Origin of the sequence: Aurantiacibacter xanthus (assembly GCF_003584015.1) — a bacterium.
Classification (GTDB): domain Bacteria; phylum Pseudomonadota; class Alphaproteobacteria; order Sphingomonadales; family Sphingomonadaceae; genus Alteraurantiacibacter; species Alteraurantiacibacter xanthus.
On the sequence record NZ_QXFM01000069.1, the window covers coordinates 1 to 21255 of the forward strand.

Annotated in this window: 20 protein-coding genes and 1 pseudogene; 11 read left to right on the forward strand and 10 right to left on the reverse strand. The window is 64.7% G+C overall.

The window, feature by feature from the left end:
* The 3 genes and pseudogenes from D2V17_RS07415 to trmB form a co-directional block, all read right to left on the reverse strand.
* A pseudogene (locus tag D2V17_RS07415) lies at positions 1–423 on the reverse strand (transposase); the annotation flags it as partial.
* Positions 424–462: 39 nt separating this feature from the next.
* Entirely contained in the window at positions 463–894 is a 432-nt protein-coding gene (locus D2V17_RS07425) for an Arm DNA-binding domain-containing protein (protein WP_245978604.1), read from the reverse strand.
* Positions 895–1020: 126 nt separating this feature from the next.
* Positions 1021–1722, reverse strand: a complete 702-nt coding sequence (gene trmB, locus D2V17_RS07430) for a tRNA (guanine(46)-N(7))-methyltransferase TrmB (protein WP_119592449.1) — start codon at positions 1720–1722, stop codon at positions 1021–1023.
* Positions 1723–1830: 108 nt separating this feature from the next.
* Between trmB and D2V17_RS07435 the strand changes: the two genes are divergently transcribed.
* Positions 1831–3075, forward strand: coding sequence for a mechanosensitive ion channel family protein (locus D2V17_RS07435; protein ID WP_119592450.1), 1245 nt, complete (start codon positions 1831–1833; stop codon positions 3073–3075).
* Between the two features lie 42 nt (positions 3076–3117).
* Here the strand turns inward: D2V17_RS07435 and ctrA are convergent, their stop codons facing one another.
* From ctrA to D2V17_RS07450, 3 genes are all read right to left on the reverse strand, one after another.
* Positions 3118–3825 carry a response regulator transcription factor CtrA gene (gene ctrA / locus D2V17_RS07440; protein WP_119592451.1) on the reverse strand — a complete coding sequence of 236 codons (708 nt, stop codon included), beginning with the start codon at positions 3823–3825 and terminating at the stop codon, positions 3118–3120.
* A 1166-nt stretch (positions 3826–4991) separates the two neighbouring features.
* Positions 4992–5282 carry a type II toxin-antitoxin system RelE/ParE family toxin gene (locus tag D2V17_RS07445; protein WP_119592452.1) on the reverse strand — a complete coding sequence of 97 codons (291 nt, stop codon included), beginning with the start codon at positions 5280–5282 and terminating at the stop codon, positions 4992–4994.
* Positions 5275–5529, reverse strand: coding sequence for a type II toxin-antitoxin system ParD family antitoxin (locus D2V17_RS07450; RefSeq protein WP_119592453.1), 255 nt, complete (start codon positions 5527–5529; stop codon positions 5275–5277). Before D2V17_RS07450 ends, D2V17_RS07445 begins: the two co-directional genes overlap by 8 nt.
* 241 nt (positions 5530–5770) lie before the next feature.
* Here D2V17_RS07450 and D2V17_RS21285 point away from each other — a divergent pair, with 241 nt between their 5' ends.
* On the forward strand, positions 5771–6022 hold the full coding sequence (locus D2V17_RS21285; RefSeq protein WP_191229117.1) for a hypothetical protein: 252 nt from the start codon (positions 5771–5773) through the stop codon (positions 6020–6022).
* Positions 6023–6124: 102 nt separating this feature from the next.
* On the opposite strand, the gene rpoN is transcribed toward D2V17_RS21285, so the two are convergent.
* Entirely contained in the window at positions 6125–7594 is a 1470-nt protein-coding gene (rpoN, locus tag D2V17_RS07460) for an RNA polymerase factor sigma-54 (RefSeq protein ID WP_119592454.1), read from the reverse strand.
* 128 nt (positions 7595–7722) lie between these two features.
* The gene (gene lptB, locus D2V17_RS07465) at positions 7723–8538 is read right to left on the reverse strand and encodes an LPS export ABC transporter ATP-binding protein (RefSeq protein WP_425453630.1); all 816 of its coding nucleotides are present in this window, start codon (positions 8536–8538) and stop codon (positions 7723–7725) included.
* Between the two features lie 166 nt (positions 8539–8704).
* On the opposite strand from lptB, the gene D2V17_RS07470 reads away from it, so the two are divergent.
* Together D2V17_RS07470 and D2V17_RS07475 are read left to right on the forward strand one after the other, a co-directional pair.
* The gene (locus tag D2V17_RS07470) at positions 8705–9097 is read left to right on the forward strand and encodes a hypothetical protein (protein WP_245978606.1); all 393 of its coding nucleotides are present in this window, start codon (positions 8705–8707) and stop codon (positions 9095–9097) included.
* Between the two features lie 52 nt (positions 9098–9149).
* Positions 9150–10565 (forward strand): mechanosensitive ion channel family protein, encoded by a 1416-nt coding sequence (locus D2V17_RS07475; RefSeq protein ID WP_245978607.1) that lies wholly within the window; start codon positions 9150–9152, stop codon positions 10563–10565.
* A gap of 37 nt (positions 10566–10602) precedes the next feature.
* On the opposite strand, the gene ppa is transcribed toward D2V17_RS07475, so the two are convergent.
* Positions 10603–11136 (reverse strand): inorganic diphosphatase, encoded by a 534-nt coding sequence (gene ppa / locus D2V17_RS07480; protein WP_119592455.1) that lies wholly within the window; start codon positions 11134–11136, stop codon positions 10603–10605.
* 221 nt (positions 11137–11357) lie between these two features.
* Between ppa and hisS the strand changes: the two genes are divergently transcribed.
* From hisS to D2V17_RS07515, 7 genes are all read left to right on the forward strand, one after another.
* The gene (gene hisS, locus D2V17_RS07485; RefSeq protein ID WP_245978609.1) at positions 11358–12707 is read left to right on the forward strand and encodes a histidine--tRNA ligase; all 1350 of its coding nucleotides are present in this window, start codon (positions 11358–11360) and stop codon (positions 12705–12707) included.
* 109 nt (positions 12708–12816) lie between these two features.
* Positions 12817–13884, forward strand: coding sequence for a peptide chain release factor 1 (gene prfA / locus D2V17_RS07490; RefSeq protein WP_119592456.1), 1068 nt, complete (start codon positions 12817–12819; stop codon positions 13882–13884).
* Positions 13885–13969: 85 nt separating this feature from the next.
* On the forward strand, positions 13970–14791 hold the full coding sequence (prmC, locus tag D2V17_RS07495; protein WP_119592478.1) for a peptide chain release factor N(5)-glutamine methyltransferase: 822 nt from the start codon (positions 13970–13972) through the stop codon (positions 14789–14791).
* A gap of 256 nt (positions 14792–15047) precedes the next feature.
* Positions 15048–15812, forward strand: coding sequence for a DUF4167 domain-containing protein (locus D2V17_RS07500; protein ID WP_119592457.1), 765 nt, complete (start codon positions 15048–15050; stop codon positions 15810–15812).
* An 8-nt stretch (positions 15813–15820) separates the two neighbouring features.
* Positions 15821–17428, forward strand: a complete 1608-nt coding sequence (lnt, locus tag D2V17_RS07505) for an apolipoprotein N-acyltransferase (protein ID WP_119592458.1) — start codon at positions 15821–15823, stop codon at positions 17426–17428.
* Positions 17429–17478: 50 nt separating this feature from the next.
* A complete protein-coding gene (gene metK, locus D2V17_RS07510; protein ID WP_119592459.1) occupies positions 17479–18729 on the forward strand; it encodes a methionine adenosyltransferase in 1251 nt (416 codons plus the stop codon).
* A gap of 22 nt (positions 18730–18751) precedes the next feature.
* Entirely contained in the window at positions 18752–19972 is a 1221-nt protein-coding gene (locus D2V17_RS07515; RefSeq protein WP_119592460.1) for a DUF418 domain-containing protein, read from the forward strand.
* Here D2V17_RS07515 and D2V17_RS07520 read toward each other — a convergent pair.
* A complete protein-coding gene (locus D2V17_RS07520; protein WP_119592461.1) occupies positions 19956–21230 on the reverse strand; it encodes a spinster family MFS transporter in 1275 nt (424 codons plus the stop codon). The two genes, D2V17_RS07515 and D2V17_RS07520, sit on opposite strands and share 17 nt — an antisense overlap.
* Positions 21231–21255: the final 25 nt, after the last annotated feature.

Here is a 21255-nt window from a genome sequence, read left to right on the forward strand (position 1 = left end):
ACTGCTCGACGATCCGGATGATCTCGAGCTTCTCGGATGCGGGATATCTCATTCTTCGTCTCCCCCATCCGCGATCATGCTTTTTTTGAGCAGCCGGTTCTCCAAAGTGAGATCGGCCACGCACTCCTTCAGATCGCGCGCTTCACGGCGCAGACCCTTCACCTCGTCCGTGGTCGCAGCACGCGCAGTGTCACCAGCCAGACGGCGCTTGCCGGCTTCCATGAACTCCTTGGACCAGGTGTAATACAGGCTCTGCGCAATCCCTTCGCGGCGGCACAGCTCGGCAATGGAGTCATCGCCGCGCAGGCCATCAAGGACGATCCTGATCTTGTCCTCGGCAGAGAAGTGCCGCCGAGTCTTGCGGCGGATATCCTTTACGACCTGCTCGGCAGGCAATTTGGACCTTGAGGATTTGGGCTTCATCTTCGTTCCTTCGTCACTACGACGAAGCCCAAATCCTCCTTAAATCACAACCTCTAATCTGTGCCATAGGTGCTGACGGGAGACAGATCGCTCCACGAGGCGACGCCATCCCTCGCGTTTGCAGAAGCGAGTGAAGAGGTCAGCGTAATTCGAGAAGGCGAGGTCGACAGCTTCCCGGCGGCGCTGCTTTTCCGCATCAACCGGATCAATGCCCTGCGCAACAATCACCAACAATCGCTCAGCTTCCAAGCGTGCAGTAGTCGGTGTCCAAGGCGATCCATGTGATCCGATCGTGAAACGACGGGTCTTCGCTTCTCGTCCGCCCATTCGGAACTGGATTATGTAACTGATTGATCCAGCAGTTGTAATCTTGACGCCAAAGCCCTTGAGATCGGTGTCCCAAAGATAGTTTTCCTTTGGTCCAACCGGGAGCGAATCGACCGTGCGCTTGCTGATTTTTCCTGTTGCCATGCGATACCTCGTGGCCTTTTCTGGCAATCACCGGGTAATCACGCAAGCGGAAAAAGGGGCGAATTGGAGGCAATTCTGGCGTAAGTGATTTGCGCTAAGTCGTTGTTTTTACAACATCAGCGTAGTCTAGCGTCGCCTGAATCGAAAGTACCAGACCTCGTGGCCGTAGGTGGTGCGGGCCTTGTGCTCGTAGCGCGTTTCGGGCCAGCCCGAGGGGCGGTTCTGAAAGCTCTCCGGCCCCGTCACCTGCCACTCGAACTTGTCGGTGAAGCGCTGCATCACCATCAGCGCGTGCCGCACATAGACCGGGTGGTCGGTGCCGAAGCGGAATTCGCCGCCGGGCTTCAGCTTGTCGGCGATCATCTGCACCGGACCGTCGTTCATCATCCGGCGCTTGGCGTGCTTGGCCTTGGGCCATGGGTCGGGGTGCAGCAGATAGAGCATGGTCAGCGCGCCATCGGGTATGCGTTCGAGCACCTGCAGCGCATCGCCGTTATGCACCCGGACATTGCCGAGTTTGCCCTCGTCAATGTGGGTGAGCGCCTGCGCCACGCCGTTGATGAAGGGCTCGGCCCCGATGAAGCCGTGGTCGGGCAGGAGGTCGGCGCGGTAGGCCATGTGCTCGCCGCCGCCGAAGCCGATCTCGAAATGCAGCGGGCAGTCATGTCCGAACAGGCGCTCGGCGGTGATCGGGCCCTCTTCGGGCACGGCGATGCGCGGCAGGAGCGTGTCGACCAGCTCCTGCTGCCCGGCGCGCAGCTTCTTGCCCTGGCTGCGGCCATAAAGCCGTTTCAGCGTGGTGGGATCACCTTCCTTGTGTGCACTCATGGCGCGCCCGCTAGGCGGATTTGCGCGGTGTTGTCCAGTGCTCTGGCGCGGTGAGGGGTATGACAGGGGTTGGTTTGCTGCGCTTGAGGCCCTAGCTCGACTCCCGCCATGCAGACACTTCTTGCCCAGTTCGCCCAGCTCGCGCCTGCCCTGCAAACGCTTATCGGGCTGGTGGTGTTGGGGCTGGTCGCCTTCGCGGTCGACTGGCTGCTCAAGCTCGTGCTGGTGCGGCTGGCGGCCCCGTTCCTCGATCCCCGCAGCAAGATCGCCGATCGCGCGGTCGCACGATTGGCCAAGGTGATTCCGCTGCTGATCGTGTCGCGCGGGATTCAGCTGGTGCCCTTCGTGCCGACCGATCTCGACGTGATGATCGTGGCCGTGGCGCGGTGTTGCATCGTGCTGGCGGTGGCGATGGCGATCAGCAAGGGGCTCGACTATCTCGACGAACTGTACCGTCGCCGTCCCGAAGCAAGGGCGCGTCCGATCAAGGGCTACCTGCAGGTGCTCAAGATCGTGGTGTACTGCGCGGCGGCGATCCTCGGCATCGCCGTGCTGATCGACCAGTCGCCCTTGCTGCTCCTTTCCGGCCTCGGTGCGATGGCCGCAGTGCTGATGCTGGTGTTCAAGGACACGATCCTGTCGCTGGTGGCTTCGGTGCAACTCTCCAGCAACGATATGCTGCGGGTGGGTGACTGGATCGAGATGCCGGGCATGAACGCCGACGGCGATGTGATCGACATCGCGCTGCACACGGTGAAGGTGCAGAACTTCGACAAGACCATCACCACCATTCCCACGCACAAGCTCATCTCCGACAGCTTCCGCAACTGGCGCGGGATGCAGGAATCGGGCGGACGGCGGATCAAGCGTTCGCTCCAGATCGACCAGAACGCGATCCGCTTCCTCTCCGACGAGGAGGTGGCCGACCTTCAGCGCTTCCGCGTGCTGCAACCCTATCTCGCGGCCAAGAATGCCGAGGTCGAGGACTGGAATGCCCGCGAACTGTCGGGCGACATCAATCCCGTCAACGCGCGGCGGTTCACCAATATCGGCATGTTCCGCGCCTATGTCACCCAGTGGCTCAAGGCCTTTCCTGCGCTGCACGATTCGATGACGCTAATGGTGCGCCAGTTGCCGCCGACTTCGGAAGGGTTGCCGCTCGAAATCTACTGCTTCACCGGCACCACCAACTGGGCCGAATACGAAGCGATCCAGGCCGACATCTTCGACCACCTGATCGCGATCCTGCCGGAATTCGACCTGCGCCTGTTCCAGCAGCCGAGCGGCCTCGATTTCGCCACCCTGGCCAGCAACACCGCTGCCGCCAGACGCGCCGACGCCCCGCAGGCCTGAGCCAACGGGGCGCTGCGCAGCTACCGGGAACGGCCCGGAATATCAGGCCGCTTCGTATTCGTCGGAAATCTCTTCATCGGAATCGCGCAGCACATAGCCGCGGCCCCAGACCGTCTCGATGTAATTGTCACCGCCGCAGGCGCTCGACAGCTTCTTGCGCAGCTTGCAGATGAACACGTCGATGATCTTGAGTTCGGGCTCGTCCATCCCGCCATAGAGGTGGTTGAGGAACATTTCCTTGGTCAGCGTGGTGCCCTTGCGCAAGCTGAGCAGCTCCAGCATCGCATATTCCTTGCCGGTGAGGTGGACCCGCGCGCCATCGACCTCCACGGTCTTGGCATCGAGGTTCACCGCCAGTTTGCCGGTGCGGATGATCGACTGGCTGTGGCCCTTCGAACGACGCACCACGGCATAGATGCGGGCAATCAGCTCGTCGCGGTGGAACGGCTTGGTGACGTAGTCGTCAGCGCCGAACCCGAACGAGCGGATCTTCGAATCCATCTCCGAAATGCCGGAGAGAATGAGCACCGGGGTCTGCACCTTGGCCACACGCAGCTTCTTCAGCACATCGTAGCCGTGCATATCGGGCAGGTTCAGATCGAGCAGGATGATATCATAATCATACAGCTTGCCGAGATCGAGGCCTTCCTCGCCGAGATCGGTCGAGTAGACGTTAAAGCCTTCGGTCGTGAGCATCAGCTCGATGGCCTTGGCGGTCGTTGGCTCGTCTTCGATCAGCAGAACGCGCATGTTCGTCAAACCCCAATTGCTGCGGACTGTACCCCCTATAGGGTTTGGGCCGCGAATTAACCACGCAACTTGTCACCAAAAAAGGTTAATAACGCATTACCCTCGTTAAGACTTTTTGCATGAGTCTTTTGCGTTACAGTCGTTTGCTTCATGCCCGCCCCTCCGGGCGGGCGGAACCGCGAGGTTTGTTTGTGCCCTCAAGCGCCGGGCGCAGCGCATCCGCGCTGCTTGGCTTTCCTCGCTCCCGACCAGCAAGCTGGCCTTCGCTGCGGGCGGTCGGTTGGCCTTACCCTCGCTGCGCTCGCGTTTTGGTCCGGTTTTCGGCGTCGTGCCTCGCAGGTTCCTTGATGTCGTCGCCCCGGGCTTGATCGGGGGGGCAGCTTCAATTCATACAAAGCCATGGACCGGGAGACACAAGGCGGCTGGGTTTACATCATGGCCGATCGTTACCGGGCCCCCAGCTGTTGGGATATCTCTGACCTTTGCTTTCATGGTACGGGCTGTGGGTGGAGTTTGCCATCGTCGAAGGAATAACCGACGGTTCGCACAGAAATATCGGTTAGCGTCCCGCCAACTGTATGGGCTGCACGACAAAGTGGCTCCCCAATCAACATTCGTGAAGCCGTCTCAGACCTGTCATCGCTATCGGCAGTTGCGGCGTACTCAACTGGTAGCGCTGCGTCTATGATTGTAGCATGTACTCTGCCGTTCCCTGAAAATGAGACCTGCTGATTGTTCCCGGGCAGCTGGGCCAAAGCATTTTCGATTTGTTTCGCATTCTCGAACGGAAGATCGATGCCGTATTCAAGAGAGAGGTCCCCTTGCCTTTGCCCGGATGCCATCCTCTCCACCCAGCCGCGAAGTGCGGGAGAATTGAACATCTCTACACAGCTTTGCGTTTGAGATTGTTGTTTGACGGCGAAGGGGTTGGAGCACCCAGCAACCGCCGATGCCAGAGCTATTGCGGCGCAAGTTAATGCCCGATCCATTGTCCCTACCTCTCAAGTTGCATCCTTCCTCAGATCGGTAAGGCGGGCTGATTAAGTCCGCAACATGGTTGCTGGGGAAGAAGGGCTGCCTAGCGTTGCTTCACCAAGAAAGGGGCCTCACCCTGACTGCGGGAGCGATGCAGGGCAGGGCAAGAAGAACGTGCGGCAAAACGCCGCTCAAAGGTGCCGCTCGAAATCCATGCTGTGATGCAGCACACGCACAATCAGGATGGCTGCGTCTGACGGAACGTAAAACACGACATGCGCCTGCTGCCGGATGCGGCGCAGCCCCGGTGCAATATCCTCAGCACTTCGGCCCAGAAGCGGATTGTCGAGCAGCGACCTGAAACAAGCCCGGAACTGGTCGCGATAGTTGCGCGCCTGCTCCGGGCCAAACTCGGCCACAGTATAGTGCGCGATGTCGAGCAGATCGTTGTCAGCCCTGCGGCTGAGGTGCAGTTCACGCATCGGTGGCGCTGGCGCGCTCCTCCCCCTCCGCCCATATATCGTCGAGCGAACGCGCACTCACGCCGCTGGCGAGCCCCTCGGCGATGGCCTCCCGCAGGTTGGCAAGCTTGTCCTGCGCTTCCTGATCGCGGCGGACGAGGTCGCGGATATATTCGCTGTCGTTCGTGAACGCGCCGCGCGCGATCTGCGCCTTGATCCAGGCGTCCTGCTTGTCGCTTAGAGTGATGGTCTTGCGGATCGTGGTCATGGCCGGAATGTATCATACTATTGGTGCAGGCAACAAGATCACGCCAAGGCTGCGAGCTTCTTCGCGCTCCTTCATCGCCCCATTTTTCGGTTCACCGCAATTCTGTGCTGAACCCCGGATTAACCCCAACGGGTGGCCGATTATTGCCATCATCTCGCCTCAATTCGGGGAGCCAAACGTCCGGTCACGGGTCATTGAGGTGTCAGGCCAGTCACTGGCTACGAATACAAAGGAGAGTCCAATGAAGAAGATGTCCGCAAATCTCGCCAGCGCCACGCTTGCCCTCACCCTCGCCATGGGCGGCACCGCCCTTTATGCGCAGGACACCGACAGCCCGGATACCGCTGTTCCGGCTGAGCCCGCACCCGCGCCTGAGCCGACCGAGGCTGCGCCGCCGCCGGCCGAACCTGCGCCTGCCCCGGTTGACGAGGATGGCGACGGCATCGATGACATTACCGGCGAGCCCATCGCCGACACTGCGTCCCAGCAGTAACACCGGTTTCCGGGCGACAGGCTAGCGCCCGGACAGGAAATAGGGCGGCGGATATTCCGTCGCCCTATTGCTTTACAGACACGGGGCCTGTGACCGCGAAGATCAGCCCATGGCGGCGAGCTTCTTTGCCCGCCTGCGCTGCACGCTTGAGCCGATCCCGATCGCCTCGCGATATTTCGCCACCGTGCGCCGGGCGAGATCGAGCCCTTCCGCCTTGAGCATATCCACCAGCGTATCGTCCGACAGGATTTTCGCCGGGTCTTCCGCGTCGGTCAGCGCCTTGATGCGGGCCTTTACCGCCTCGGCGCTCGCGCCTTCGCCGTCCGCGCCGCCGCCTACGCCTGATGTAAAGAAATACTTCAGTTCGAAAGTACCGCGCTCGCAGTGGAGGTACTTGTTGCTCGTCACCCGGCTGACCGTGCTCTCGTGCATCTCGATTGCCTCGGCCACCTTGGCCAGCGTCAGCGGGCGCAGTTCCGACACACCGCGGCGAAAGAAGCCGTCCTGCTGCTTCACGATCTCGGCGGCGACCTTGAGGATCGTCTTCTGGCGCTGGTCCAACGCCTTGATCAGCCAGTTGGCGTCGGCCAGTTTTTCGGACAGCCAGCCGCGCGCTTCCTTGCTGGTGCAGCCGCCGCGCACTTCGAGATAGTAGCTGCGGTTGACCACGAGGCGGGGCAGGGTGTCTTCGTTGAGGCGGATGTCCCAGCCGCCGTCGCGCCCTGTGGTGAGCAGGATGTCGGGCACCACCGCAGCGCTTGTCGACCCGCCGAGTTGCAGGCCGGGACGCGGATCGTAGCTGCGCAGTTCGCCCAGCATGTCGACCAGATCCTCCTCGTCGACACCGCAGATGCGCCTGAGGTGCGCGAAGGCCCCCTTGGCGACCAGTTCGAGGTTGTCGATCAGCACCTGCATGCACGGATCGTAGCGGTCGGCCTCCTTCGCCTGCAGCGCGAGGCATTCGCTTAAACTGCGTGCGCCGACGCCGGTCGGTTCGAGCATCTGCACGAGGTCGAGCGCCTGCTCGACCTCGGCGATGGGCAGGCCGAGGTCGCTGGCAAGATCGCGCATTGAGGCGGTGAGGTAGCCTGCCTCGTCGAGCATGCCGATGATGTGGCGCATGACGAAGGCCACCTGCGGATCGTGCGCGACCGAGCCGACCTGCGCTTCAAGGTGCATGGCGAGCGACACGGCATCGTCGCTGCGGTTTTCGAGGTCGGGCGCTTCGCCTGCGCCGCCGCCGAAGTCATTGGCCGACCAGTCGCCCGTATCGCGGTCGGTGTCGAGCGCGGTGGGATCGAGGTCGAGCGGGGCATCGGCCTCGCCCGCGCCTGCGCGGATGAGGTCGTCGGCGGTGGCGGGTTCGGGCGGCACTTCGCTCGCCGGAGCATCGCCGCTGTCCTCGCGGCTGACCTGCCCCGCTTCGAGCAGCGGGTTGGCCTCCAGCGCCTCGCCGATGAAGGTCTCGATTTCGAGGTTCGACAGCGCCAGCAGCTTGATCGCCTGCTGCAACTGCGGCGTCATCACCAGCGATTGCGACTGCCGTAAGTCGAGGCGCGGCCCCAGCGCCATGATATCCTCCTAAGTCCGCTCGCCCTGAGCCTGTCGAAGGGCTGCTTTCTCTTTCCGTTCCGTGGCAGAAGTGAAAGGCAATCCTTCGACAGGCTCAGGATGAGCGGTGTTTGGGCAGCTCTTCACCATCAAAGCGAGAAGTCCTCGCCCAGATAGAGGCGGCGCACGTTTTCATCCGCCACCAGCTCCTGCGGCGAGCCTGCGAACAGCACCTGGCCGCCGTAGATGATGCAGGCGCGGTCGACGATGTCGAGCGTCTCGCGCACGTTGTGGTCGGTGATCAGCACCCCGATCCCGCGCCCCTTCAGGTCTTTCACGAGGTGGCGGATATCGCTGATCGAGAGCGGGTCGATCCCCGCGAACGGCTCGTCGAGCAGCATGATCGAGGGCTTGGCCGCCAGCGCGCGGGCGATTTCGCAGCGCCGCCGCTCGCCGCCCGACAGCGCCATCGCCGGGCTGTCGCGCAGGCGGGTGATGTGGAACTCCTCCAGCAGCCGCTCCAGCTCGGCCTTGCGAATGGTCTTGTCCGGTTCGACCATTTCGAGCACGCACATGATGTTCTGCTCGACCGTCATCCCGCGAAAGATGCTGGTCTCCTGCGGCAGATAGCCGAGGCCAAGGATCGAGCGGCGGTACATCGGCAGCTTGGTGACATCGACGCCGTCCATCAGGATGCGGCCCGAGTCGGGCTTCACCAGTCCCATGATCGAGTAGAAACAGGTCGTCTTGCCCGCGCCGTTCGGTCCGAGCAGCCCGAGCACCTCGCCCTTGGCCACGGTCAGCGAGATATCGGACAGGACGCTGCGCTTGTCGTAGCTCTTGGCGATCGAGACCACTTCGAGCCCGCCCTGTGGCGGCAGCTCGGGGGCGGCGTTGGAGGGAGCATCGGCCATGGTTTCGGCCAGATCCCGCGGGTCGATGGTGCTGTCGTCAGTCGCGCTCATGAAAGCCCTCTAGCATGAAAAGTGCGCCGTTGAAGGACAATTGGCAGGGTTCATGCATGGCCATCCTCGCAGCGATAGTCTCAGCGATTGAACATATGGTTGACAGGCTTGCAAGACTGCGGCGGATCTGACAGTCTGCTTAGACAATTGGGATTAGGAGCACGTCATGGTTGACGCTCTGACAAAAAGCCTCGCTCGCAAGCAGGCCGCAGCAGACGGTCGGGCGAAAGGCGCAGTCGACTACCGCAAGCGGATCAGCGACCATGTCGCCTTCGGGCTGCTGGTCTATACCGGCCTCCACATCTTCGTGACCATGGGCGCGCTGAAGACGGGCAAAGGCAATATCCTGCCCTATTTCTCGCTCATCGTGCTGGTGGCGGCGATCATTCCGGCCTGCCGCTGGTTCGAGAAACGCTGGGAAGGGCTGAGCGATGCCGAGGCGGGCGATCCCGCGCTGGCCGGGGCCTTCCACCGTGACGTGGCGATGATCTGGGCGGGCGCGCTGTGCCTGCCGGTGGTTCTTACCCTGTTTGCCAAGGCCGCGCTGGCGCTGTTCTGAGCACCTGCCGGTGCCGCTGGGCATCGTCCGATTGTGTGCTAGACCCATGGCGATGACGCTCGTTCGCCCGTTCTTCGCCTGCCTGTTCATGGCGCTGGCTGTGGCCACTCCGCCTGCACCGGGCATGGCAGCACCGGCGAGCGGGGCGCAGGTCTTCACCGGCGACTCTGCCGCCGCTCCCGACGCGGCCCAGTCGACACCGCCCGCCGCCCCGATTGCGCTCGAACGCGAGGCCGGGCAGGACGCGCGGATCGTCGCCCGCCTGTCCGACATCTTCGCCAATGTTCCCAGCCTTGCCGATGTGACGGTCAGCGCCAGCGAAGGCGTGGTGACGCTCGGCGGCCTCGCCCCCGACAATGCCGCCATCGCGCGAGCCGAGGCGATTGCCGCGGGCGTCGATGGGGTGGTGACGGTCGAGAACGGGATCAGCCGCGATGTCTCGATCGATGTCGGGGCCGAGGCGCAGGGCCTGCACGATCGCCTGACCGGCCTGCTGCGCAGCCTGCCGCTGGTGGGGCTGGCCGTGCTTGCGGGGCTGGCCATCGCCGCTTTCGGCTATCTGCTCGCCTCGTTCGGCGGCTTGTGGCGTCGGGTCACGCCCAACGCCTTCCTTGCCGAACTGATCGCCAGCGCCTTGCGCTTCATCTTCGTGCTCGGCGGCGTGGTGGTGGCGCTCGACATGATCGGGGCGGGCGCACTGATGGGCGCGGTGCTTGGTGGGGCGGGCGTGATCGGCGTGGCGCTGGGCTTTGCGATGCGCGATACGGTCGAGAACTATGTCGCTTCGCTGATGCTGAGCCTGCGCCAGCCGTTCCGCCCCAACGACTGGGTGGTGATCGACGACCGCGAAGGCCGCGTGGTGCGCCTCACCAGCCGCGCCACCATCCTGATGACGCTCGACGGCAATCACCTGCGCATTCCCAACTCCACGGTCTTCAAGGCGGTGATCCTCAACTACACCACCAACCCGCAGCGGCGGTTCGATTTCGTGCTCGGTGTCGATGCCGACGACGATGTCGAGGCTGCGCGGGTGCTGGGGCGGCAGGTGCTGGCGGGGCTTGCCTTCGTGCTCGACAAGCCCGCGCCCGAGGCGCGGCTGGTCGATGTCGGCGATTCGAATGTGCAGGTGCGCTTTCTCGGCTGGATCGACCAGAGCGCCAGCGACTGGCACCGCGCCCGCAGCCGCGCGATCCTGGAGGTGAAGGCGGCGCTGGAGGCGGCGGGCTTCGGCCTGCCCGAGCCGATCTATCGCCTGCGCTTCGACCAACGCACCGAGCCCTTGCCGCTGCAAAGCACCCGCCGCGCCGAGCCGGACAGAGCGCCAGCTCCGCCGCCATCGCCGGTCGCTGCGGCGAACCATGCCGAAGACCTCGGTCCGCAGGACGAGATTGCGCGCATGGTGGACGAAGAGCGCGCCACCAGCCCGGCGGACAACGACCTGCTCGACGCCTCGCGGCCGGTCGAATGAAAAAGGGCCGGAGTTTCCGCTCCGGCCCTTTTCGAAATTACTTGGCGTCGTTGTAGCGTTCGATCGCTTCGAGCACCACGCGGCGGGCCTCATCGGCGCCGCCCCAGGTGCCCACGCGCACCCACTTTTCCTTTTCGAGGTCTTTGTAGTGGGTGAAGAAGTGCTCGATCTGCATCAGCACGATCTCGGGCAGATCGCCCTTTTCGTTGACGTCGCGGTAGTAGGGGAAGGTCGAATCGACCGGCACGCACAGCAGCTTCTCGTCGCCGCCGTGCTCGTCTTCGAGGTTCAGCACCGCGATCGGGCGCGCGCGAACCACGCAGCCGGGGATGAACGGGCTGCGCGCCACGACCAGCGCGTCGAGCGGGTCGCCATCGGGCGAAAGCGTGTGCGGCACGAAGCCATAGTTCGCCGGATAGCGCATCGGCGTGTGCAGGATGCGGTCGACGAACAGCGCGCCCGACTGCTTGTCGAATTCATACTTCACCGGCTCGCCGCCGACCGGAACCTCGATCAGAACGTTCAGGCTTTCGGGCGGATTGTCGCCGGTGGGGATGTGTTCGATACGCATGAAGTTGATGGTCCTCTGGTGAAGAAAACGGGCAAGACTTTGTGTTCGTGGCCGAACTCGGTTGGCCGACTAGCCCAACGATTGTGCGATTGCGAGAGACAATTGCCCTGTGTGCCACAATGCGTCTGGTCTTCGCGGCAGGATGAAAATGGCGGGCGCTGCGGGAGGCTGGCGGAGGAGAGATTGCGGAAATATCCGCCACCTCCTAAACGCCCCATCCCATGAGCAAGATCAAGACGCCGCAGGCCATTCGCGGCACCCAGGACATTTTCGGAGCCGACGCCGAGGCCTTCGCCTTCGTGGTCGAAACCTTCGAGCGCGTGCGCAAGCTGTACCGGTTCCGCCGGGTCGAAATGCCGGTGTTCGAAAAGACCGAGGTGTTTAGTCGCGCGATCGGCGAGACGACGGACGTGGTCTCCAAGGAGATGTATTCGTTCGAGGATCGGGGTGGGGAATCGCTCACCTTGCGGCCCGAGTTCACGGCGGGGATTGCGCGCGCCTTTCTCACCAACGGCTGGCAGCAGCACGCGCCGCTGAAGGTCGCGACCCACGGGCCGCTGTTCCGCTATGAGCGGCCGCAGAAGGGGCGCTATCGCCAGTTCCACCAGATCGACGCCGAGATTCTGGGCGCGGGCGAGCCGCAGGCCGATGTCGAGCTGCTCGCCATGGCCGACCAGCTTTTGAAGGAGCTGGGGATCGAGGGCGTGACCTTGCATCTCAACACACTGGGCGACGGCGATTCCCGCGAAGCCTGGCGCGCGGCGCTGATCGAATACTTTGCGGCGGTGCGCGGCGAGCTGAGCGAGGATTCGCAGGAGCGGCTGGAGAAGAACCCGCTGCGCATTCTCGATTCAAAAGACCCGCGCGACCGCAAGTTCGTGGGTGATGCGCCGCGGATCGACCAGTTCCTGTCGGACGATGCACGCGCCTTCTTCGATGCCGTGACCACCGGTCTCGATGCGGCGGGGGTGAAGTGGGCGCGGGCCGAGAGCCTTGTGCGCGGGCTCGATTACTATCGCCACACCGCCTTCGAGTTCATTCCTGACGAGGGCTCGGCAGCAGCTGCGGCCTTGGGGTCGCAAAGCACGATTCTGGGCGGCGGGCGCTACGATGGCCTGATGGAGAGCCTCGGCGGCGCGCCGACCCCGGCGGTCGGCTGGGCGGCCGGGATCGAGCGGCTGGCGATGCTGGTGCAGGCACCAACGGATTCCATGACGCTAGCTATCGTCATTGAAGATAAAGAGTTGCGCTTTAACAACATTGGGCAAATGATGGCTTCAGCCTGCCGGAAAGCAGGCATCCCAACACTTGTTTATAGTTCGGGCAGTCCCAAAAAGCGCTACGACAAGGCGCTCAAGGCTAATCCCAATGCCATTTTTGTCTTGGGTGGGCCGGAAGCGGACGGCGAAGTTGCCAGATTAACGATTCGGCATCCCAATTCACCGGATGAGGACATTGTGGCGGCACTGGGCCATGCGCCGATGAATTTGATGCGTAGTGTCTTCGGTGTGCCTGACGCATATTGGCAGCGTATTGTGCATGACGGCGGCACAGTTTCGCTGTTGTCCTAACCACCCGTCGCCCCGGACTTGATCCGGGGCTGGGCTGTTCACATTGGCAAGGCCCGACTAAACAAGCCCGGTCCCGGATCAAGTCCGGGACGACGAGTTAGAGAACCCCGTGCAGATACCCGAAGAACGCCTCCGCCAGATCACCGCCCGCTTTGCGGAGCTTGAGGCACGCATGGCCTCGGGTCAGCTCGAGGGCGAGGCTTTCGTGGCTGCCAGCCGCGACTACGCCGAACTCGAACCCGTCGCCAGGGCTGCCAGCGAGGTTCAGGCCATGCGCGAGGAAATCGCCGGGCTCACCGAGATGCTCGCCGATCCCGAGATGAAGGCCATGGCTGAGGACGAATTGGCCCAGCTCAAAAAGGCCCTGCCTGAGGCCGAACATGCGCTCGCCATTGCCATGTTGCCCAAGGACGAGGCCGACCAGCGCCCCGCCATGCTTGAAATCCGCGCTGGCACCGGCGGCGACGAGGCGGCGCTGTTCGCGGGCGACCTGTTCCGCATGTACGAACGCTTTGCCAGCGAAAACGGCTGGAAGGTCGAGCCGGTCAGCATGAACGCCAGCGACGCGGGCGGGTTCAAGGAGATCGTTGCCAACGTCACCGGGCAGGGCGTGTTCGCGAAGCTCAAGTGGGAGAGCGGGGTCCACCGGGTCCAGCGCGTGCCGGTCACCGAAAGCGGCGGGCGCATCCACACCTCCGCGGCGACCGTCGCCGTGCTGCCCGAGCCGACCGAGGTTGACGTCCAGATCAACGACAACGACCTGAAAATCGACATCTATCGCGCCTCAGGCGCAGGCGGTCAGCACGTCAACACCACCGATTCGGCGGTGCGCATCACCCACCTGCCGAGCGGCCTCGTGGTGATCCAGCAGGACGAGCGCAGCCAGCACAAGAACCGCGCCAAGGCGATGCAGGTACTGCGCGCGCGGCTCTATGAGAAAATGCGCGAGGAAGCCCACGGCGAGGAAGCGGCGGCGCGCAAGGCGATGGTCGGCAGCGGCGACCGTTCGGAGCGCATCCGCACCTACAATTTCCCGCAAGGCCGCGTGACCGATCACCGCATCGGCCTCACCCTGCACAAGCTCGACGAGGTGCTGGCAGGCACGGCGCTCGGCGAAGTGGTCGATGCGCTGACGGCGGAAGACGAGGCCAAGCGACTCGCCGCGATGGGGGCGTGATGCGCCATCCGTTCGCCTCGAGCGCAGTCGAGAGGCGGGCGTGCACTGGGTCTCGACTGCGCTCGACACGAACGGAGGTCGCGCTTTGACTATCGCCGACCTTATCCGTCAGGCTGCCGCAAGGCTGGAACCGGTCACCGACACCGCCCGTCTCGATGCCGAACTGCTTATGGCGCATGTGCTGGGCGTCAGCCGCTCGGACCTGCTGCTGCGCCATATGCGCGAGGAGGGGCCGCAAGACTTCGCCGCGCTGATCGACCGGCGCGCGGCCCACGAGCCGGTGGCCTATATCATCGGTGAGCAGGAATTTTACGGCCGCCCCTTCGCCGTCACCCCCGGCGTGCTGATCCCCCGCGCCGACAGCGAGACCACCGTGCAGGCCGCGCTCGACAGCGCCCGGCCCGATGCGCGGGTGCTCGATTGCGGCACCGGCTCGGGCGCGCTGCTGCTCACCTTTCTGGCCGAGCGGGCTGATGCGCGCGGCGTGGGGATCGACGCCTCGGAGGCGGCACGGCACTGCGCGCAGACAAATACCGAGGCACTCGGTCTGGCCGAGCGGGCGCAAATCACCGCGGCGGACTGGAGCAAGCCCGGCTGGGCCGACGCTCTCGGCCAGTTCGACCTCGTCATCTCCAACCCGCCCTATGTCGAGGCCGATGCCGCGCTCAACCGGCAGGTCCGCGACTGGGAGCCTGCCGAGGCACTGTTCGCCGGGGCCGAGGGGCTCGACGACTATCGCCTGCTGATCCCGCAGCTACGCGGTCTGCTCAAGCCCGGCGGTGTCGCCGTGCTTGAAATCGGCTGGCAGCAGGCGGAAACGGTGAGCGCGCTGGCCAAGGCAGAGGGCTTCACCGCCGAACTGCGCCGCGATCTGGCGGAACGTCCGCGTGCACTGATCCTGCGATAGGGGCTTGGCAAAGGCCTCGCGAACCTCTAACCCTTTCTTCAAGCCTTGGGTGCAGAGGATAATTCCTGCACCTGACAGGCCTACCCAGACATTCTCTGCAAAGGCTGCCGGATTGCAGCGCTGGCAGGTGAATAACAGCGGGAATGCGCACCACCCGTGGTGCCAGCACGAAGGGTCATGTGGCCGCAGGGCAAGACTAGCTTTCAGCATGGAACAGCTTTTTCCGACCCGGCCGAATTGAGGAAGCGGATTTCTCTTGAATCAGAATCGAAACAACAATCGTCGGCGTGGTCGCGGTAACAACAACAATCGTGGTGGCGGTGGTGGCGGCAACGCCCACAACCGGATCGACTCGCGCGCTCGCGGCAATGCGCCGCAGATGCTGGAGAAGTACAAGAAGCTGGCGCACGACGCCTCCTTGAACGACGACCGCGTGCAGACCGAATATTACCTTCAGTTCGCGGATCACTACTTCCGTGTCATCGCCGATACCAAGGCGCAGAAGGACGAACAGCGCGCCCGCACCAGCAACGACCGCGACGACGAGGACGAAGACGAGCGCGGCGAGGACGAGCAGCAGCAGCAGCGCGACAGCGGTCGTGATGCAGGCCGCGAAAACACGCGCCGTCCGCGGCGTGAACGGCCCGCGAACGGGTCGGGCAAGGCCGCCGAGGAAGGCAACGAGGGCATCGAGGGCGAAGAGGACGACGGGGCCAACCCGTTCACGCCCGAACGCGCCGAGCGCAAGCCGAAGAAGGCCGCTCCGCGCCGCCGCACCCGCGCTGCCGAGACCGACGACAGCGATGATGATGGCGACAACGGGCTCGACCCCGGCATGCTGCCGCCCGCCATCGCCCGCAGCAGCTCTGACGATGACGACGACGCCGGGACGGACGAAGCGGAGAATGCCGACGAAGCCAAGGCGGAAAAGCCCAAGGCCAAGCCGCGCGCTACCCGCACCCGCCGTCCGCGCGCTCCGCGTGACGAAGGCGGTGAAGAGGCGCTCGAAGCCGTCGGCTGACCTCGGCCATGGCTGCCTCCGCACTTCGGGCTGACGGCGGCTTTGTCCTGCTTGACAGCCAACCGCGCCGCACCCGGTGGTGGGCGCTCGGTCTGGGCGTGCTGGCGGCGACCGGTTTCCAGCCGTTTGGCCTGTGGCCGCTCGCGCTGCTGGCTGGCGGGCTGTTTGCGCTGATTGCCGCCCGCAGCGGCGGCTGGCGCGAGGCGGCGCTGCTCGGCTGGCTGTTCGGCATGGGCCATTTCACGCTCGGCAACAGCTGGATCGCCACCGCCTTTACCTATCAGGCCGAAATGCCCGCCGTGCTCGGCTGGCTCGCGGTGCCGGTGCTGTCGGTCTATCTTGCCATCTATCCGGCGCTTGCCGCCGGTGCCGCCCGCGCTCTGGGCCGTGCCGGGCCGGGCTGGGCCTTTGCGCTGATCTTCGCCGGGTGCTGGATCGTGGCCGAATGGCTGCGCAGCTGGGTCTTCACCGGCTATGCCTGGAACCCGTTTGCGATGGTGCTGCTCGGCCCGTTCGAGCGACCGGGGCTGGCGCTGCTGGCGCCGTTCATGGGCACCTATGCGCTGTCGGGCCTTGCCATGCTGCTCGGCTGGGTGCTGGTGGCCTTGGCGCGGGCGCGCAAGTGGGGCCTGCTTGCGGGCGGTGCGGCGTTGCTGGTGGCGGGGATGTATCTGCCGCAACCGGCCTTGCGCGAAACCGATCTCGCGCTGACCGTGGTGCAGCCCGACATCGCGCAGGACCGGGTCCACGAGCCTGCATTCTACGAGGACCACTTTCGGCGACTGGCCAGCAATTCGCTGCCAAAGACACCGGGCGAGCGGCGGATCGTGCTCTGGCCCGAGAGCGGCATGGTCGACTATCTGCAAGAGGGCTATCCGCAGCGGTATTACGACAGCACGACCGCTTTCGGCAGCCCGGTGCTGGCGCGGCGGCGGCTGGCGGGGGCCATCGGCAGGAATGCCCTGCTGATGACCGGTGCGGTCGATCTCGAAATCGGCGAGGAAGACGGCCTGATCCGGGCGCTGGGGGCGCGCAATGCGGTGACCGTGCTCGACGACAAGGGCGATATCGTCGGCAGCTATGCCAAGGCGCATCTCGTGCCCTTTGGCGAATATCTGCCGCTGCGCTGGCTGCTCGAACCGCTCGGGTTGTCGCGGCTGGTGCCCGGCGCGATCGACTTCTGGCCGGGTCCGGGGCCGCGCACCTTCGATTTCGGCGCCTATGGCAAGGCCGCGATCCAGATCTGCTACGAGATCGTGTTCTCGGGTGAGGTGGTCGAGCAGGGCACCCGGCCCGACTATATCTTCAACGATTCGACCGATGGCTGGTTCGGTGCCTTCGGCCCGCCGCAGCACTTTGCCCAGGCGCGGATGCGCGCGATCGAGGAGGGGCTGCCGGTCCTGCGCTCGACCACCACCGGGATCAGCGGTGTGATCGATGCGCACGGCGTGGTGCGCCAGCATCTCGGCATGCGCGTCGAGGGAAGGATCGACGGCAAGGTGCCCGCCGCTGCCGCGCCGACGCTGTTTTCCCGCTTCGGGAACGGCTTGGGGTTGGCATGGGCGGGATTGGCCCTACTTGCAGGGTTGATTGCCTTGCGCCGACGGGCCGGATAGAGCCGCCCCGTAGCCCAAGCGAAGTACGTCCAAAGGGAGCCTGATCGCAAATGCGTGCCACTTACCTCTTCACCTCTGAAAGCGTTTCCGAAGGTCATCCCGACAAGGTCTCCGACCAGATCTCCGACGCCATCGTCGACCTGTTCCTGTCGAAGGATCCCGAGGCGCGTGTTGCCTGCGAGACGCTCACCACCACCCAGCTTGTGGTGCTGGCGGGCGAGGTGCGCGGCAAGGGCATGATCGACACCGACGGCAACTGGGAGCCGGGCGCGCAGGAGGAAATCCAGCGTGTGGTGCGCCAGAAGGTCAAGGACATTGGCTATGCGCAGGAAGGGTTCCACTGGCAGAACCTGACCTTCGAAAACCACCTCCACCCGCAGAGCGCCGACATCGCGCAGGGCGTCGATGCCGCGGGCAACAAGGACGAAGGCGCGGGCGATCAGGGCATTATGTTCGGCTATGCCAGCGACGAGACCGACGACCTGATGCCGGCCACGCTCGACTACAGCCACAAGATCCTCGCCCAAATGGCCGAAGACCGCCACTCGGGCGTCGCGCCTTTCCTCGAACCCGACGCCAAGAGCCAGGTCACGCTGCGTTATGCGGACGGCAAGCCCGTCTGCGCCACCGCCATCGTGGTCTCGACCCAGCACGCGAAGGACTATTGCCAGCCCTGGGAAAAGGACGGCAAGAGCGGCGGCGATGCGGCCAAATATGCCGAGCTGCGCGACTATGTGAAGGGTGCGATTGCCTCGGTAATCCCGGCCGAGCTGCTCAGCGACGAGACAGTCTATCACATCAACCCGACTGGCAAGTTCGAGATCGGCGGCCCCGATGGTGACGCTGGCCTGACCGGGCGCAAGATCATTGTCGATACCTATGGCGGCGCTTCTCCGCACGGCGGCGGGGCCTTCTCGGGCAAGGATCCGACCAAGGTCGACCGCTCGGCGGCCTATGTCACGCGCTACCTTGCCAAGAACGTGGTCGCCGCTGGGCTGGCCAAGATGTGCACCATTCAGGTGTCCTACGCGATCGGCGTGAGCGAGCCGCTGTCGCTCTACATCGACACCAGCGGCACCGGCACTGTGCCCGACGAGCAGATCGAGCAGGCCGTGTGGGAAGTCGCCAAGGCGCGGCTCGGCGGGCTGACCCCGCGCGGTATCCGCATGGGGCTCGGGCTCAACAAGCCGATCTACGGCAAGACCGCCGCCTATGGCCACTTCGGCCGCAAGGCCGAGGGCGACCTGTTCCCCTGGGAAAAGACCGACCTCGTCGACGACCTCAAGGCCGCTCTGGCCTGAGGAACGCGCGGTGGCGGGCCCAATGATCCGCCACCGTATCGCGGCGCTCGATGCCCTGCGCGGCGTGGCCGTGGCGGGGATCGTGGCGATGAACGTCATCGCCTATGCGATGCCACCCGCCGCCTATATCAACCCGCGCGCCTATGGCGGCGACGGGCCGCTTGCCACCGGGCTATGGGCGCTCGGCTTCCTCTTGGTCGAGGACAAGTTCCGCACCCTGTTCGCGATGATGTTCGGCGCCGGGGTGACGATCCTGATCGAGCGCGGCGGAGCGCACCCGTGGCGCGCGCACTATGCCCGGATGGCGGCGCTGTTCGTGATCGCCATGGCCCATGCCGTGCTGCTCGCCAATAACGACGTGCTGCGGACCTATGCCGTGATCGGCTGTCTGCTCCCCTTGTTTATTCGTCTGCCGTTGCGCTGGCTGCTCATAGGAGCGGCGGCGTTGATGCTCGGGCAACTGGCGGTGTCGGGCTATGTCGCCTGGGGCTGGTTGCGTTACTGGCATGGGCTGGCGACGGGGCTCACCAGCGACACCGGTCCGCTGGCCGAGGTCGAGCGGCGCTTCGGGGCCGATCCGCAGATGATAGCCGCCAGCCTCGCCCAGTGGCAGGAGAGCCTGCCCGAACGGATCGTGCGCCGGATGCACGACTGGCCGATCCAGCTGTCCTCCATCGCCGCGCAGATTCCCTCGACGCTCGCGACCATGCTGGTGGGCGTGGCGGCGTGGCGCAGCGGCCTGCTGGCGGGCGTGTGGCCGCAGAAGCGCCTATTCTGTCTCGCCGCATGGCTGGGCGTGCCGAGCCTTGTCGCGCTGGCGGGCATGGCGCTGTGGTCGATCATGACCGGGTTCAACGCCATCGTCACCGCCTTCAATGCGCTGGTGCTGTCGGCCCCGTTCGACATGATGCTGGGCATTGCCTATGCCGCGCTGGCGATGGCGCTGTTCGGCGGGCCGCTGGCGGCGCGCGCCTCGACCCGGCGTTGGGCGGCGGTGGGCCGAATGGCGCTGACCAATTACCTTGGCACCAGCCTTGTCTTCGCCGCGCTGTTTGCGGCCTGGGGGCTGGGTCTGTTCGGCATGGTCACGCGCGGGCAGGCGTTGGCGCTCGGGCTGATCCCGGTCATGCTGATGCTGGTGGTCTCGCCGCTGTGGCTAAGCCGCTTCCGCCAAGGCCCCGCCGAATGGCTGTGGCGTTCGCTCGCAGCGCTAAAACCGCTCCCGTTCAGACAGCTGCGTTGACCCGCGCCAGATCGCGCGCCGAAGTCCGCGCGGCAAGGAAATAGAGCCCCGATGCGATCACATAGAGCGCGCCGGTAAAGGCCATGGCCATGGTCAGCCCTTGGTCGGGCCCGAGCTCGGCGCTCAGGGTGTCGCTCAATGTGCCGACGATCAGCGGCCCGACTGCGCTCGCCACACCGTAGAATACCTGGAGCACGGCATAGCCCGTCACCCGCATCCGCGGATGCATCAGGTTCTGCAAGGCGGCATAGGTGATGCCGAGGTAGCCGAAGCCAAGGAATGTCGCGACACTGATCGCTCCCAGCAGCAGGCCCAGCTCCTCCAGCCTGAGGCCGAAATAGTAGGCCGGTGCCGCGAACAGCAGGCACACCGCCGGCACCAGCGCATAGGCGGTCGGGGTCTTCTCGCCGAATTTGTCGCCCAGCCAGCCCGACACCAGCACCGAGAGCATAGCGGGCGCGCTGGCGATCAGGCCCGAATACATCCCCGCCTCGGCCAGCCCGAGCCCGAACCGGCGGATCATCAGCGAGGTGAAAAAGTAGTTCATCCCGAAGCCGAGCATCGCGGCAAAGGTCGAGCCGAAGATCATGTTGCGCGCGCTGGGCAGCGCCAGCAGGCGGGCGAGCACCTCGCGGAAGCTCGGCACCTTGTCACCCAGCGCTTCGGCCCCGCCCTTATCGTGGACCCCCCGTTGTGGCTCGGCGATCAGCAGCCACACCAGCAGCGCCAGCACGAAGCCGGGAATGGCGGCGATCAGGAAGGTGTAGCGCCAGCTGAAGTGGTGCGCGATGGCGCCGCCGCCGACATAGCCGATCAGCGCGCCCAGCGGCGGGGCGATCATCAGCACCGACATCGCGAACCCACGCCGACGCGGTGGGAAATAATCTGACACCACCGATTGCACCGAGGGCAGGCCGATCGCCTCGCCCAGCCCCACGCCCATGCGCGCGGCGAGCAGCTGGAACCAGCTTCCCACCCCTGCGCACAGCGCCGTGGCGGCTGACCAGATCACTGTGCCAAGGGCAATGAGGTGGGTGCGGGTGGCGCTTTCGGCGCGGCGGGCGATCAGAATACCGGCGAAGATGTTGAGCACGGTGAAGGCCGCCGCCATCAGCGAGACCTGACTGTCGCTCAGCCCGAACTCGGCTTTGACCGGCTCGACCAGCACGTTGACGACGATCCGGTCGATAAAGCCGATGGTGGTGATGCCGGCCATGACGACCAGCGCCAGCCACGGTGAAGTGCTGCGCGTAAACATGCGGCTGCGGGTCCTCTCTCCCTTT